The sequence below is a fragment of the Streptomyces sp. NPDC028308 genome (assembly GCF_055565855.1).
Genome location: NZ_JBVHTO010000008.1, coordinates 67,086 through 81,712, shown reverse-complemented (window position 1 = coordinate 81,712; position 14,627 = coordinate 67,086). Strand labels below are relative to the sequence as shown.

Annotated in this window: 12 protein-coding genes; 6 read left to right on the top strand and 6 right to left on the bottom strand. The window is 69.8% G+C overall.

Going from position 1 to position 14,627, the window contains the following annotated elements:
• Positions 1-40: 40 nt before the first annotated feature.
• The 3 genes from ACZ4VA_RS19285 (at position 41) to ACZ4VA_RS19275 (ending at position 3,774) form a co-directional block, all read left to right on the top strand.
• Complete coding sequence (locus ACZ4VA_RS19285) at positions 41-454, top strand: hypothetical protein (protein ID WP_356175780.1); 414 nt, start codon at positions 41-43, stop codon at positions 452-454.
• Between the two features lie 327 nt (positions 455-781).
• The gene (locus ACZ4VA_RS19280) at positions 782-1,645 is read left to right on the top strand and encodes a hypothetical protein (protein WP_468082194.1); all 864 of its coding nucleotides are present in this window, start codon (positions 782-784) and stop codon (positions 1,643-1,645) included.
• A gap of 896 nt (positions 1,646-2,541) precedes the next feature.
• On the top strand, positions 2,542-3,774 hold the full coding sequence (locus tag ACZ4VA_RS19275) for a helix-turn-helix domain-containing protein (RefSeq protein ID WP_468082192.1): 1,233 nt from the start codon (positions 2,542-2,544) through the stop codon (positions 3,772-3,774).
• Positions 3,775-3,877: 103 nt separating this feature from the next.
• Here the strand turns inward: ACZ4VA_RS19275 and ACZ4VA_RS19270 are convergent, their stop codons facing one another.
• The 3 genes from ACZ4VA_RS19270 to ACZ4VA_RS19260 form a co-directional block, all read right to left on the bottom strand.
• Entirely contained in the window at positions 3,878-4,330 is a 453-nt protein-coding gene (locus ACZ4VA_RS19270; protein WP_355787979.1) for a flavodoxin family protein, read from the bottom strand.
• 266 nt (positions 4,331-4,596) lie between these two features.
• Positions 4,597-6,051, bottom strand: a complete 1,455-nt coding sequence (locus tag ACZ4VA_RS19265) for an alpha/beta hydrolase family protein (RefSeq protein WP_468082190.1) — start codon at positions 6,049-6,051, stop codon at positions 4,597-4,599.
• Positions 6,052-6,205: 154 nt separating this feature from the next.
• On the bottom strand, positions 6,206-6,982 hold the full coding sequence (locus ACZ4VA_RS19260; protein ID WP_355787985.1) for an alpha/beta fold hydrolase: 777 nt from the start codon (positions 6,980-6,982) through the stop codon (positions 6,206-6,208).
• 53 nt (positions 6,983-7,035) lie between these two features.
• Here ACZ4VA_RS19260 and ACZ4VA_RS19255 point away from each other — a divergent pair, with 53 nt between their 5' ends.
• Complete coding sequence (locus ACZ4VA_RS19255; protein WP_355787988.1) at positions 7,036-7,449, top strand: MarR family winged helix-turn-helix transcriptional regulator; 414 nt, start codon at positions 7,036-7,038, stop codon at positions 7,447-7,449.
• A 105-nt stretch (positions 7,450-7,554) separates the two neighbouring features.
• Here the strand turns inward: ACZ4VA_RS19255 and ACZ4VA_RS19250 are convergent, their stop codons facing one another.
• Positions 7,555-8,166, bottom strand: coding sequence for a hypothetical protein (locus tag ACZ4VA_RS19250; protein ID WP_355787990.1), 612 nt, complete (start codon positions 8,164-8,166; stop codon positions 7,555-7,557).
• A 261-nt stretch (positions 8,167-8,427) separates the two neighbouring features.
• Here ACZ4VA_RS19250 and ACZ4VA_RS19245 point away from each other — a divergent pair, with 261 nt between their 5' ends.
• Entirely contained in the window at positions 8,428-10,875 is a 2,448-nt protein-coding gene (locus tag ACZ4VA_RS19245) for an ATP-binding protein (protein ID WP_468082186.1), read from the top strand.
• Here the strand turns inward: ACZ4VA_RS19245 and ACZ4VA_RS19240 are convergent.
• Both ACZ4VA_RS19240 and ACZ4VA_RS19235 read right to left on the bottom strand, forming a co-directional pair.
• Positions 10,830-11,300, bottom strand: coding sequence for a response regulator (locus ACZ4VA_RS19240; protein WP_355791882.1), 471 nt, complete (start codon positions 11,298-11,300; stop codon positions 10,830-10,832). The two genes, ACZ4VA_RS19245 and ACZ4VA_RS19240, sit on opposite strands and share 46 nt — an antisense overlap.
• Positions 11,297-13,090, bottom strand: a complete 1,794-nt coding sequence (locus ACZ4VA_RS19235; protein ID WP_468082184.1) for a PP2C family protein-serine/threonine phosphatase — start codon at positions 13,088-13,090, stop codon at positions 11,297-11,299. The genes ACZ4VA_RS19240 and ACZ4VA_RS19235 overlap by 4 nt, the downstream gene beginning before the upstream one ends.
• Positions 13,091-13,686: 596 nt before the next feature.
• On the opposite strand from ACZ4VA_RS19235, the gene ACZ4VA_RS19230 reads away from it, so the two are divergent.
• The gene (locus ACZ4VA_RS19230; RefSeq protein WP_081220973.1) at positions 13,687-13,890 is read left to right on the top strand and encodes a cold-shock protein; all 204 of its coding nucleotides are present in this window, start codon (positions 13,687-13,689) and stop codon (positions 13,888-13,890) included.
• The last annotated feature ends 737 nt before the right edge of the window (positions 13,891-14,627 follow it).

Genomic DNA, 14,627 nt, shown 5'->3' with positions numbered 1-14,627 from the left:
ACGGGCACGGCCCAGACCGAACGACCGAAAAAGGGGAAGCATGACCAGAGCCATCGCTGCGGGCGCGCTCGCGCTCGCCTCCGCCGCGGCCTGTCTGACGTTCGCTCCAGCGGCCTCTGCCGCTCCGCAGGCCTGCGTGACCTCGACACTCACCACCGGGGGCAACGAAGGCGTGGGGACCGTCCGCAACAAGTCGGCCACCAGCAGCTGCGGAGACCTCAACCTCACCTACTCGGACGACTCGACCTCCCCGTACGGGGACTACTACGCCGGCCGGTTACGTAACTCCAGCGGCGTCTGGCGCACCTGCAGCAAGGGCTACGTCTGGGCTTCGGACGGCAGCCACAGCGTCAACGACTCCACGTACTGGCTCTGCACCGACGTCTCGGACAACACGCCGTTCACGGTCGCGAGCCAGCTCGACGGCGGCGACTCCGTCAAGATCACGCACTGATCGGAGAACCGGGCGCTCGTGGTCCGGCTCCCACGTGCCGGAAGGGTGCCATCGACACGGCTCGATGGCACCCCCGGGTCACGGGTGAGGCAGCGAAGACACAACACGGCGAAACGTGGGGGAGTGGTGAGTGTGATCCGCCTGACCGGCCGGTATCGGTTTCCGGTCCACCAGCGGCCGCTGTCCGGCAGCGTCGGGCGAACCGGGGGCCGGACCCGAGCGAGGCACCGGGACGGGTTACGAGTCGCCCTCGCCGTCGCCGCTGTGCTGACAGCTTCATGTTCGACCGACTCCGCCCCGTCGGCACCCCCGGCTACGGCGACACGCGTGTCCGCCGCCCGCCTCAGCACCGCATTGCCGGACGACCCGGTGCGTATGGTCCTGCCCGCGACCGGCCGGGAGACCCGTTGGACGCAAGGGCTGGACGTCTTCGTACGGCAACAGGCGCGTGCCGCCGCGACATCGTGCGCACGGAAGGATCAGACGAACCTGCCCCCACAGGCCCCGCTCACGTTCATCAGGTACTACGAACTCCCCGACCTGGATTTCGTCGCACGGCACGGGATGAGTGAGAGCGCCGCGGTCCCCGCCGCTGTGCCGCAACCGGCAGCCTCCGTGTCCCGCCCCACGACAACGGGTGCCGGTGCGCGTCGCGAGAGCCAGAGCGAGCGGGACATCGCCGGGGGCACGGGCAACCGCCAGGGGAAAGCGGCCGGCGACGGAGAGGAATCGAGCGATACGCCCGCCGCGCGCCGGTGCCTGGCCGAGGGGACCGAAGCTGCCGCCGCTCTGCGCAACACCTACGCGGCACTCCAGGGAAAGTGGTTCGACACTCTCGTCTCGCTGCGCCGCGACGCCGCCGTGCTGCGCGCTCTTGGCACCCTGCCGGACTGCCTGAGCCGACACGGAATCCGGGTACGCGACGAGAACGGCTTCTTCGCCCTGGTCGACGCTCAGCAACAGACCGCGGCCCCGGACGAGTTACCCGCAGTCGAGCACAAACTCGGCAGTGCCTACGCAGAATGCATGCGCCCGGTAGAAACCGTTCGCGAAGCAGCACGGCTGCGACTGCGCGCCCGTTTCCTTGCTCAACACGACGACGTCGTACGTACATTGCGCAAGACCCTCTACCCACGTCTCCACCGAGCGGCGAAGGAACACGGCCTACGCCTGGTCTTCCCTGCGCCGTAGCGCAAGGCGGAGGAGCAGAACTGTTCCTCCGTGTCCGCGTTCGTCGATCCGTGTCCCGAGGCTATGAACGAGAAGGCTCAGGCGACTCGCTGCCGACCGATCTGAGCGCCCCACCACTGGGCCGCTGTCCATCTCGTCTTGTCGAGATCTCCAGAGATTCAGCGGCAGCAGCCCCAACCCCAACTCTCCCAACACAAGCGCGAACAGCTTGCGGGTTCGCCGATACTCACCACGCGCGAGGCCGCCCAATAGAGGAGGCACGGGAGCATCAACCCCGGCCCCAATGGAGGCTCGACGGATCAGCCTCCGCACTATGGCGGATCGGCGCGTACAGGTGGCCTCGGCGGTGTCGAGGTGCTACTTGGGCCAGCCGATGTCGTCTTCGTCGGCGGTGTTGGTGTTGGTGTTGGGTGGCGGTGCGGATGGCTGGGTGTGGGGGTGTCGGGTGGGGTGCTGGTGGGGAACCGGAGATGTCGTGGGTGTCTCCCGTGGAGGTGAACGAGAACGGTTCCCGTGGATGGTCGGTGGTTTTGTGGTTGCGGGGCGTGGTTGTGCCATTTCTGGTTGAAATGCTGCGCGTTGCTGGTCAAGGACCGCTTGAGGAACGCATGAAGGTCTCGTGAGGTTGGCCTGAGGTGGGGTTCAGGGGGTGTGGCAAAACATTGCCGGGTGGTTGCCCCGCGCCTACGCTCGGGGCGGGTTTGTGATCCCGTGAACCTGCTTCTTCCCGCGCACCTACTCTGCCGCTGCCCTTGCCTCGATCGCTCCCGGTGGTCTGCTCGGCTCCTGCTTTTCTCTGCCCTGGTTCGGCACCCACTGCTTCCGACTCCGCTCTCAGCCTTTGCCGCTCTGCTACTGCCCTGCCGCCTCGTGTGTATCTGTGAGGGATTGGTTTTATGTTGCGTCAGCCTGCTTTTGGGCGTCGTCTTCGTGGCTTGCGAGTGGCTCGTGGGTTGTCGCAGACGGCGTTGGTGGGGGAGGGGATGTCGACTGGGTATTTGTCGCGGTTGGAGTCGGGGGCTCGTCAGCCGACGGAGCGGGCTGTGGCGTTTTTGGCTGAGCGGCTGGGTCTTGAGGTGGCGGACTTTGAGGAGCCTGCCGGTGGGTCGCTCGCGAATGCGTTGACGCTGGTTGCTTCTACGGGTTCGGATTCGGCGTTGGAGGTGTTGCGGGAGGCGTTGGGGGCGGAGGGGCATGAGTCGCCGGTGTTGCGGTGGCAGGCGTTGTGGCAGTTGGCGGGGCGGCGGCGGGTGCAGGGTGACCATGCGGGGGAGCGTGAGGACCTCGCGGAACTCGTCGGCCTGGGCGAGGTGGTCGGGGTGGTGGCGTTACGGGTGCGAGGTCTGACCCGTTTCGCTCGCTGTCTGCGTTCGCTGGGTGAGATTCCTGCCGCGTTGGATGCCGCGACGACCGCGCACCAGTTGGCGCGTGAGGGGGGTGTGGAGGTGGAGGACCGGGCGGGGGTGTTGCTGGCGTTGGTGTCGGTGGAGGCCGAGGCGGGCCGGATGCCGGATGCGCGGGCGCATGCCGATGAGCTGGTCGCGTTGGTGGCGGGGCGTTCGGATGTATTGTGGGCGGAGGCGATGTGGACGGCCGCGGCGGTGCGCTTGCGCCAGGGCGATCACCAGGCGGCCCAGGGCTATTTGCAGCAGGCGCTGGAGGGGTTCGACAGCGCGCTGGATTTGGTGTTGTGGCTGCGGTTGCGTCTTGCGGCGGGGCGGCTGCATCTTCAGAAGCTGCCGGCTGATCCCGGGGCGGCTGAGGACTGTGTCCGTGCGGCCGAGCCGGCTCTGGCGTTCGTGGGGACTGCGGGTCTGCGTCAGGAGTTGACGGCGTTGAAGGCGGATCTGGCGTTCCTGACGGGCCGTTACGACGATGCTCGGGTGCTGCTGGCGGAGCTGGCCGAGGTCGAGCCGCGGATGACGTACCGGGACCGGGTCCGGCTGGACATCCTGCGTCAGCAGCTGCTGATCCGTTCCGGTGACGTCAGTGGGGTGCAGGGGCTGCGGGTGCTGGCCGAACAGGCGCAGGCCGATGCCAACATCGACCTGGCCGCGGAGATCTGGCGCATCCTCGCCGAATCCCTCGCCGCAGGCGACAACCCACGCCACGCAACCACCGCTAACTGACAGCGGACTAGGGACACCGGAACGTGCGCTTGGGGTTGGCGTTTTCGATGCGGCGTGCACCGGCGGCCTTCTCTGTCTCCCGCGCCCGGGCCTGCGGCGGCCCTCACTCCATGAGGCCGGCGGCGGTGGTCGCGCCGAGTTCCCAACACGCCTCCACGTCCGTCTTGCCCGGTTCCCCGGTGACGGTCACCGCTTCGGCCGCCCGGCGCCAACCCAGGCCGGTCGTCACAGCCTCGATGCTTCGCACGGCGCCGGTGACGTCGTTGCCTCCGTGCACGTAGTAGGCGAACGGGCGGCCGCGGGTGGCGTCCAGGCATGGGTAGTACACCTGGTCGAAGAAGTGCTTGAGGGCGCCGGACATGTAGCCGAGATTGGCCGGCGTGCCCAGCAGGTAGCCGTCGGCGGCCAGGACGTCGGACGCGGTGGCGGCGAGGGCTGCTCGGCGCACGACACGCACGCCTTCGATCTCCGGTGCCGTCGCGCCTTGGACGACCGCTTCGAACATCGCCTGGCAGTTCGGCGAGGGTGTGTGATGGACAATCAGCAAGGTAGGCACGGCATCGAACCCTGCCTGCTAGGGCGGCCCGCCGCAACCGGTGACGCGCGTGAACCACCGTACCTACGACCTCTTCCGGTGCCATCCCACCCAGGCGTGACGCCTCCTCCGGCGGCCGGTTCGCCACCTGACGCCACACCACCGCGCCCAACTCCTCCGTACCGCTGCGAGCCGTCTTGCCGACAGGCGCCGATGCCGGGATGGCCGTTCATGCGGCCCGAACCCATCCGTTCGACACCCGGAGCAGTTGTTGCCGGTGAGGGTGCTCAACCGCCTCTGCCCGGGCGCTGGACGCTCAGGTCTCCGTAGGTCGACAGAGCGCGGGGCAGGTCACCGGGGTCGTGCCGCAGGGTGGCGTCCAGGAAGGCGAGCGTGGTCGCGGCGACGACCCGTGGGCTCTCGGTGCGGCCCAGGGTCCCGACCAGCGAGGGCATCGGTGGCAGATACAGAGGAGCGTCCATGAAGGTGAGGTGCGCGGCGCCGGGAATGGTGAGCCGGTAGCTCGTCGCGGTGCTGAGCCTGAGGGCCTTGGTGAGACGGGGCAGGTACCGCGGGTCGGTTTCAGAGGTGATGGCCTGGGTGAGCGCGAGCGTCGGCTGGTGCAGGGAGGGGGAGAGCGGGCCGTGCGGGTACCCGTCCAGATCGATGACGGCGTCGAATCGGCGGTCCTGGCGGGCGGCCTGCAGTGCGGCGGCACCCCCCATGGAGTGACCGGTCACCGCGACCCGGCCGGTGTCCAGCCGTCCGGTGAGCGGGCCGGTGGCCTCGCCCCGGTCCAGGCGCTCCAGTTGGGTGAGGGCGAAGCGGAGGTCGGCTGCCCGGACAGCCGTCCACTCGGCCCCCAGCCGTTCGTCTTTGTCCCGGTCGCCGGTGGAGGTGAGCGTGGTGGTGATCGTCCGGCCGTCGGCAAGGACGACGGCGGCGGAGTCGTAGGGATGGTCCAGGCCGGCAACGATGTAGCCGTGGCTGGCCAGTTCCTCCGCCCAGGCGGTGTTCTGGGTGCGCACGCCACCGGCCCCGGGGGAGAACAGCACGACGGGGAACCGTCCGCCCTCGCTGGCCACCGGCGCGTTGAAGACCGCATGGCTGCGGGCCTGAGGGACGTCGTTCAGAAGGAAGCCGGGCATGCCGGCGTAACGGGCGAGGGCGTCGGAGACGATGCGGGCCTCGTGTTGTGTGCGTCCGAGGTACGGAGCCCGCTGTGCCCCTGCGAGGTTCGGCTTCGCGGGGTACCAGAGCTGGACCACGACCGTGCGCCGGTCGTGCGGGTCGGCGGTGAAGCTCTCGGGACGGTGTGGGTCCGTCCACTGCATCACGCGGGTGCCGACCGCGAAGGTGCCTGACGGCTCGGGGAACACGGGCACCGGGAAAGCCCAGGCGCTCACCGGGCCCGAAGCGATCAGGGCGACGCAGGCAGTCGATCCCGGCAACGCCAGCCACCATCGGGCCCGCCTGGCGGGACGGCCGTCACGGCGGCGCAGCAGCGCGGCCACCGCGAAGGGCAGCGCGAGCGCGGCACCGCCCAGCACCGGCAGCATCTGCCAGCGCATCCCAGCCACGCCCAGCACGATCGCGCACAGCACGAAGGCCGTTCCGGCCGCGATCGTGGTGCGCGGGCGGGCAATTGGGGGAAGCCAGCGCGCCGCAACCAGCGCGAGAGCACTGAGCACGGCACACAGTTCCAGAGGGGACAGGTACAACCCCGTGATGGTCTCGGTCACTTGGCCATCCTCGGCTCAGGGAATGCCCTGCCACATCGCCCTCCGGTCGCCACCGTGTCCACCTCAAGTCGCACCCCGGGCACGGCCGGGTACGGCTGCGGTCGCACCCAGGCGCGTCGCCGGTGCCACCGCAGGCCGTCAAATGTCGAGTGCGCTAGGACTTCGCCAGGAAAGGTGTGATGGCCGCCCAGGTCGCGTCGGGGGCCTCGAGGTGTGGGAGGTGGCCGGCCTGCGGGATCTCGACGAACTGTGCGCCTGGCACGGCGGCTGCGACGGCCCGCCCGTACGCCGGCGTGACGATCCGGTCGCTCTCGCCCCACACCACGAGCGTGGGGACCGTCACCGCGCCTAGCCGATCGAGGAGCGTCGGGTCACTCATGTTCGTGCCCGCGAGGGCGGACATAGTGTGTCCGTTCGCCTGCTGGATCGCGCGCTGCTCATCGGTGAGGCCGGCCGGATCGATGTATCCGCGCTCGGGGTCGTGCCATGCGGCTTCGGCGAGTCCGCGGGCGTCGAGGGCGAAGAAGTCCGCGACGGGCTCGCCTTCCACTTCCGCTCCCACGCCGTCGATATCGACGACGGCCCCGATCAGTCCTGCGTACCGCTCGTCGTGGGCGGCCTGTATCGCCATTTCCAGGGCGATCCACCCGCCGATCGAGGACCCCACCAGTACGACGTCGTGCTGCTCGTCCTCCAGTAGGCGTTCCAGGTAGGCGGCTGCGAGCTGCGCGATGGTGGAGATGGAGTCGGGACGTGCTGTGCCCTCCCAGCCGGGATGTGTGGGTGCGAGCGCGTGCAGGGTGGCCGCGAGGCGTCCCACGACGGGCGCGACGGTCCGGGGTCCCCCGCCGCCGTGCAGGACGAGGGCCGTGCGTGACCGGGGGTCGCCGGCCTGGAGGACAGGAAGGTCTGCGGGAAGTGAGGCGTTCATGACGCTCCTCCTGAATCAACATGTTTATCTACTGATGTTGATACCGTAGCACCATGACGACCGACCTCGAAGCGCTCGGACTCGCGATCAAGCGGGCGCAGTACCGGAACCACCGCACCATGGATGCCGCGCTGCGCGAGATCGGAGTGAGCCTCGTCCAGTGGGACGCCCTGCGTGCCATCGACCGCATGCCGGGGGCGTCGGGACACGAGCTCGCCGTGGCGACATTCCAGAGCGACCAGGCGTTCGGCACCCTCGCGAGCCGCCTGGTGGACCGGGGGCTCATCACTCGGTCCGCGGGCCGCGGGCGACGCCTGGAGCACACCCTCACCGAGGCGGGGAGGGAGGCGCTCACGGAAGGGCGACGCCTGTCGGTCTCCGTACTGCAAGACCTCTTCGCACCTCTCGACGAGGCGCAGCGTAGGGAACTGCTTCGATCGCTACGGGAACTCACCACGGAGGCGTGACACGACAGCGCGCGCATTCGTGTCTTGATGCTTCTCCGGCTTCATTCCGGTGCGGTAGGCCGTGTTCTGTGCCGCACCACGTGCGGGTCGTCCGATGCGACTGCCTCAGGCGCTGTCTGAGTTGTCACCGGACCGGACACGGGGCGAGGGGCTGTCAGCGGCCTCTCGTGCTCGCGCACGCGGGACAGGCAACGACGGTGCGTCGTTGCCGAGTTCCCGCCGGACGACGGACGCGAACGCTCCGACGCGCACGGCACGCCTTGCTGCGAGGAGTTCGTCGCGGAGTACGTCCACACTGTGCTGATAGCCGGACTCGACGCTGGAGAACCACTCCGTACCCGCGCTGTCCATCGCGTGCAACTGTGCCAGCAACTGGTCCGCGGCCTCGGCGACGCGCGCGGGCCCGGCGATCGCCGCTCGGCTGTGTGCGGCCGTCACCTCGGTCCACAGAGCGGCACTGTCGTCGAACAGCTCCCGGTCAGCGACCCCCTTGCCCAGTTTGGCGTTCAGCTGCCACCAGTGCATCCGGTACTGATGCGCAGCGCTGGCGAGGTCGTTGCACGCCTCGCGGCGCAAGTCGGCTCTGCGGCGCTGCTCCTCGATGTCGAGCTGGGCGCGTGCGTGCCGACTCTGGAGAAGGGCGGTGAGGACCCCTCCCGCCAGCCCTCCCAGTGTGCCGATGGAGGTACCGATCAGGGTTGCCACCGTCGCGTCCATGCCGGAATTACACCACTGGCGCCGGGCACACAGCGCGGAGCGCCTGAGCGTCACCCGCCGTCCGTACCTCCCTGCCGGAAGCGGACGGCAACGGCCGTTTGGGCATTCCGCCTTCCGCAGCCTCCGGCGACGGCTGAGCCCGAACGGCATCGTCCGCTCGGCCGTGGAGCGGCGTCGTGCCGGTGCGTCCGTCACGAGGCAAACCGCTCCGGGTGGGAGGATGCGGCATATGCAAGGCACTGACTGGTGAAGGAGCCGCAGGTGGGATCCGACTGGCTGTCACAGCGCGCTAGGGAGGCCGAGGCGGCCGTGCCGGGTGGCTTCGACCTCTCGGAGTGCGTCCGTGAGCCGATCCACCTCCTGGGCGGTGTCCAGTCCTACGGCACGCTCCTGGCCGTGGCGGTCGTCTCGGGGATCGTCGACACGGCGGCCGAGAACAGCGGCGCGCTGCTCGGCGTCGCGGCCGGCGACCTGGTCGGCGCGAACGTCCTTGAGGTGCTGGACGCGGACGACTGGGCGGAGGTGCTCGACGCCACCACCGGAGAAGACGGCACGGGTGCCGCACTGCCTGTCGTGGCGGGGGCCGGACCGAAGCGGCGGTCCTTCGACGTGAGCGCCCACCGTCGCGAGGGCCTGGTCATCATGGAGTTCGAGCCCCGAGAGGACTCCGCGGCCTTCCACTTCTCCGGGTTCTACCAGGGCATCCGCCGCGCGTTGGCGCGCCTGCGGTCGGCCGGTTCCGTCGAGGACTGCTGCCGGGTCGCCGTCCGGCAGGTACGCGAGCTGACGGGATACGACCGCGTGGTCGCCTACCGGTTCGACGGCGCCGACGGGCCGGGTGAGGTGGTGGCCGAGGACGTGACGGAAGGCTGGGAGCCCTGGCTGGGCCTGTGGTTCCCGGCGACCGACATCCCTCCCCAGGCCCGCCGACTGTACGAGGAGAACTGGATCAGGGTCATCGCGGACGTCGATGATCCGACGGTGCGCCTGTACCCGCGGGTCAGGGCGGCCAGCGGCACGCCGCTCGATCTCTCGGGGTCGGCCCTGCGCACGGTGTCGGAGTTTCATCTGGAATACCTGCGCAACATCGGAGTGCGGTCGTCCATGTCCGTGTCCGTGCTGCGGGAAGGCCGGTTGTGGGGGCTCATCGCCTGTCATGGGGGAGACCCCGTGCGGCTGGCTCCCGAGGTCCGTTCGGCGTGCGAGCTGTTCGGCGCGGCGTTCTCGCTTCAGTTGGCGGCCATCGAGGAGCGCGACCGTGCGGACGCGCTGACGCGCTCGGGCGGACGCGCGGCGGCAGTGGCGGAACTGCTCGGTGCCGACCTGGAGACCTCGCTCGTGCGGCATGCCGCACAGGTCCAGGAGCTGATGGAGGCGGACGCGGTGCTGCTCATGCGAGGTGGGCGCCTCACATGTGCCGGACCGTCCGTACGCCGGGATGTGGCCGACGAACTCGGCTTGCGGGCAGCGGAGTTGCTGACGGGGGAGGTATGGGACACGGACCGACTGCCGGAGATGTTGGCCAAGGGGGCGGCGCCGGAGACGACCCGTGTGCCCGGGATCACGGGAGAGCGGGGCACGGCTCCCGAGTCGCACGCGGCACACGAGAGCGCGGCCGACGGACCGGGCGCGGCGGAGGAACTGGGTTCGGCAGGAGGGACGGGGGACCCGGACTGGGCGGGGGGCGTCCCCGCTGGGGCGTTGCTGATTCCCCTGCGTCCCGGGGACTACCTGGCGTGGTTGCGTGACGAGCGGCCGCTGCCGCGGAAGTGGGCGGCCGACCCGTCCGTGCCGGTCCGCGTGGGGCCTCGCGGAGAACGGCTGACGCCGAGGGGTTCGAGTGAGGTGTTCCGGTCCGTGACGCGCGGTCGGAGCCGTCCGTGGACGCCACAGGACCGGGCGGTGGCAGGCGAGTTGTGGCGCATGCTGACCGGGCTGGTGCTGCACCACGCGGACGTCCTCGGTGAACTCAACGAGGAGCTGCGGATGACCAACACGGACCTCGACTCGTTCGCCCACGCCGCCGCGCACGACCTCAAGGAGCCCCTGCGCGGTATCTCGAACGCGGCGACGTTCACGCTGGAGGACGCGGGCGACTCCCTGGACGACAGGAGCGTGGCGCGTCTGCGGACCATGGAGCGCCTGGCGGGCCGCATGGACGAGCTGCTCAACTCGCTTCTGCACTATGCCAGGTTGGGCCGGGCCGGCCTGCGCCGCCGTGACCTGCCCCTCGACGAGGCCGTCGACGGGGCATTGGAGGTCGCCGGCCCGCGCCTGGCGGAGGAGCGGGTCACGGTACTCCGGCCGCCGTCGCTGCCCTACGTGAACGCCGACCCGGACCGGCTTGACGAGATCCTTGTCAACCTGCTGGTCAACGCCGCCAAGTACGCCGCGGACCGGCCAGACAGGACCGTCACGATCGACGTGGAGAACGTGGACGGACCGAACGGCGCGGGCACCGAACAGGCCGTCGTCGTGCGTGACAACGGCCTCGGTATTCCGGCGGACCGGCAGGCCGAGGTCTTCGATCTGTTCAGGAGGCTGCACGGCCCCGGCGACCACGGCGGAGGGTCCGGTGTGGGACTGGCGGTCGTGAAGCGGATCGTGGAGCGGCATGGCGGACGCCTGTGGCTTGAGAGCGAGCCGGGTGTGGGATCCGCCTTCTACTTCACGTTCGGTGAGCCGGCGCCGCCGTCCGAACCCGCGTGAATCCTCGTCTGCTGCCAGTAGTCCACGGCGCCCTTCAACACGGTTCGGAACAAGTGGAAGTTGACGGGTTTGTAGATGTAGCTGTCCGCCCCTGCCGCATAGCAGGCGTCGACCTCCGCCGGCGCGGTGGAGGAGGTGAACACGACGACGGTCACCGCCGAGAACTCGGGATGGGAGCGGATGGCGGCGAGGAGCGTGTGCCCGCCCGCACCGGGCATGTTGAGGTCGAGCAGAACCAGGCCGGGCAGCTCGTCCGCCTCCTGCAGCCCGGCGACCACGTGTTCGCCGCGGTTCGCGAACTCCAGACGCAGATCGGGATGGGTCTGCGCCAGGGCACGTTGGATGGCCTCCGCATCCTCCTCGGAGTCCTCCACCACCAGTACGCGGCCGTGGTCGATGGACCTTTCGTGGTCGTGCTGCTTCACGCTCGTCCTTTCAGCCTTGCCACGAGGACGGCTGTGTCGTCGTCGCCGTGCCGACGGAAGTCCGCCGACATGGTGACCAGCCGTCCGGCCGGGTCGGTCGCGGCGCCGCTCTCGCGTAGCGCGTCCGCGAGGTGGTCCTCGAAATAGCTGCCGTCGGCACCCTTGGCCTCGGTGAGACCGTCGGTGAACATCACCAGGGCCTCACCCTCGGACAGATGCAGGTGCGTGGGCTGGTAGTCGGCGTCCTCGAGGACGCCGAGGAACACCCCGGAGCAGTCGACCTCACGTACCCGCCCGTCGGCGCCGCGCACCAGGGGGCGCGGATGCCCGGCGCTGGCCACCTCGGCCGACCAGCCGCCCGGCGCGGGCGACAGGACGGCGACCACGGCGGTCACGAAACGCGTGGTCTGCTCGGTGAGTAGGGCCCGGTTCAGGCGGGCGAGCGCCTGCGCGGGAGGCGTGCGGTCCTCCAGAAGGGTGCGCAGGGTGTGCCGGGCAAGGCCGGTGAGCGCGGCGGCCTCCGCGCCTCGCCCGCAGACATCGCCGATCAGCAGGGCGAGTTGGTCCCCGGCGACAACGGCGTCGTAGAAGTCCCCTCCCACGTCGAGAGAGGAGTCGGCGACGGCGTACGCGGCGCTCAGCTCCACGCCGTCCACGTCGGGCAGTGCGCGGGGCAGGAGGTGTCGCTGCAGGACTTGGACGTGTCGGCGGCGCTGCTCGTACAGCATGCTGGTGTCGATGGCCAGGGCGGCGCGTCCCGCGAGATCGTCCAGGAGTCTCGGGCTGCCGATCTCCGCGTCGTCACGGTGGTACAGGAAAGTGAGGGTTCCCAGGGAGCGGCCCCGTGCACGCAGCGGACTCACGCTCAGCGCACGTACGGGAGCGCCCTCGGCCGCGGCGCCGGTACCGAAGGGGCCGCCCAGCAGGTCCGTCCCGCGCAGGACCTCACTCGCGCCGCCCTCGGCCCCCGCCCGCAGAACCTTCGCGAGCCAGGAGTCCGCACGGGACACCTCGGCCAGCCAGTCCTGGGCGGAGGCGGCCACGTGGGCGGACGCCACGGGGTTGAGTTCGTCGCCGGGGCCGAAGAGGTGCACCACGCATCCCTCCGCCACGGCCGGAACCGCGAGCCGGGCCACCCGCCGCAGGGTCTCCTCGACATCGAGACTGGCGTCCATCTGCAGCGATGCCTCGGCGAGAAAGGCGTCCTCGACCTGAAGCCGGTCGTGTATGCGGTACTCCACGATCCGCTTGTTGCTCGCGATCAGGACGTCCGCGATCTGGAGCAGCCGTTCTTCCAAGACGCAGTCCTCGGCCGGCGGCGAGGCGAGACCCACCCACAGCGACGCCCAGTCGGACCCGCCGAACGGGATGACGCATTCGAGAGCGTGGACGGCGCCTGCCGAGGCCAGCAGCCGGCTCTCAGGGCCGCGAGCCGCAGGTTCGGCCGAAAGGGGAACGTGGCGCAGAATCTTCGGGCTGTGGGGGACCGCGTCGGCTCGACTGGCACGGCATACGTGCTCGTCGCGCGCCGCGAGCTCGGCACGACTCAGAGTGATCGTCGGTCCAGTTACGTCGCTGGAGTAGCGCACGTACTGGACGTCCCGGGCGTCCCAGCGGCTGCCCACACTGGCCAGCACGTCGGGGTGGGCGAGCAGAGCCGGGTACACGCCGTCCGCAAGGGCGGTGACGTCCTGGATCTGTGCGGCCGCACGCCACAGGGTGTGCAGCCGCGCGGACCAGTCGTCGCCGGCCGAAGGCCGGGACGAGGCACGTGCGTCGTCCTCGGACACGGATCTCCCCCTTTCTCGCACCGTTCGGATGCCTCCTTCCCGGCATTCTCCCCTGTGCGCACGTCCGGCGGCCCGGCGGCATGCGGCATCAAGGGGACGAAGCAAGTGGGCGGGCCCAGTGATGACCGGAGGGCGTCCGTGTCCGGCTCCGTGAACGACTCGGGGGAGGGGCGCCTTGGTGGCTCTCCTCCGCGGCGTGGGACTGGGCTTCGGCGCACGTCTCGGCCTCCGCCGCCTTGAGCTTCGCGGTCGTCTTGATCACCCGCTCGACCTGGTTGCGGGCGGCCGTGCGGACGGCGTCGTCGACGGGATGGTGCTCTGGCCGTCCGTGTGGGAGGTGCCGTACAGGTTGCTAGGCGACCGGTTGCCTAGGCGCACGAATCCCGGGTCTGCTGTGGTCGGCGCTGCAGGGGCGAAAAGCCCACCAAGCGGCAAAATACGCGAACTCCCGCACCGCTCCCAGGACATACCCGAAGTCGGTGGTTGATCTGTGCGCCGTGTGGGGTAGAACAGGTGTCGGGTGCACTCCGGTGACGGAGAGGCGCCCGCCACAGATCAGCCGGGGTGGACCCGGCGCTAATTCGAAGGACAGCAGTATGGCCAGCGGCACCGTGAAGTGGTTCAACTCCGAAAAGGGCTTCGGTTTCATCGAGCAGGAGGGCGGCGGCCCGGACGTCTTCGCCCACTACTCCAACATCTCCGGCAACGGCTACCGTGAGCTGGTCGAAGGCGAGCACGTCACGTTCGACGTCACGCAGGGCCAGAAGGGCCCCCAGGCCGAGAACATCGTCCGCGGCTGACCTGAGCCGTCCGTCGACGCCCGAAGCCTGCGAGGGCCGCGGGTCGACTCCCAACGTGTGAAGAGGGGCCCGGCGCAACCGGGCCCCTCCACCGTTCTCGCGTCCGGTGACTCAAATCGGCGGAATGCGGGCTACTTTGGCACCCTCAAGGGGCCGAGACGCGCGAGGACGCCTGTCGCGGTTCCATCCACTGGTACCTCGTCGCACTGCTCACGGCTGCACCGCCCGAGCCTCTGCCTGTGACCACCTAAATCCGGTGGGGTGCAGGGCACCCGTGGCAAAGGCTCCTCCGTCATGCCGATCAGCCTCCGCAAGTCCGCCCTGCCCGCCGCGTCCGCGGCTCTCCTGCTGACGGCCGTGACGGGTTGTTCGTTCGGCTCCGACGGCGAGCGGTCAGCGCCCAGCCGAGTGGCGCCCTCGGCTCGACGCCGTAGGGGACAGCCGCTGCCATGGCCCCGGAGACGCACCCGGGCTGGGGCATTGTGGCCACCGGGTTCTGCCGCCTGGTGACCATGGGTGACCGGCTCGCAGGCTTCCCGCTCCCCTTCCGCGTCGCGGCTTGGACGAACGAGTCGGTGGCCTACTCGGTCCGTACCCGCCCTGACCTGGGCGCCGGAACGCGCGTCCCCGTCCTGCCCATGACTGCCACGGTGCTTCCGTGGGGGAGCCGGGACGAAACGGCCTCCTCAGTCTCCTCGCCGGCAGGCCGCGTGCACTCGGGCCCGGACCGCTCAGCA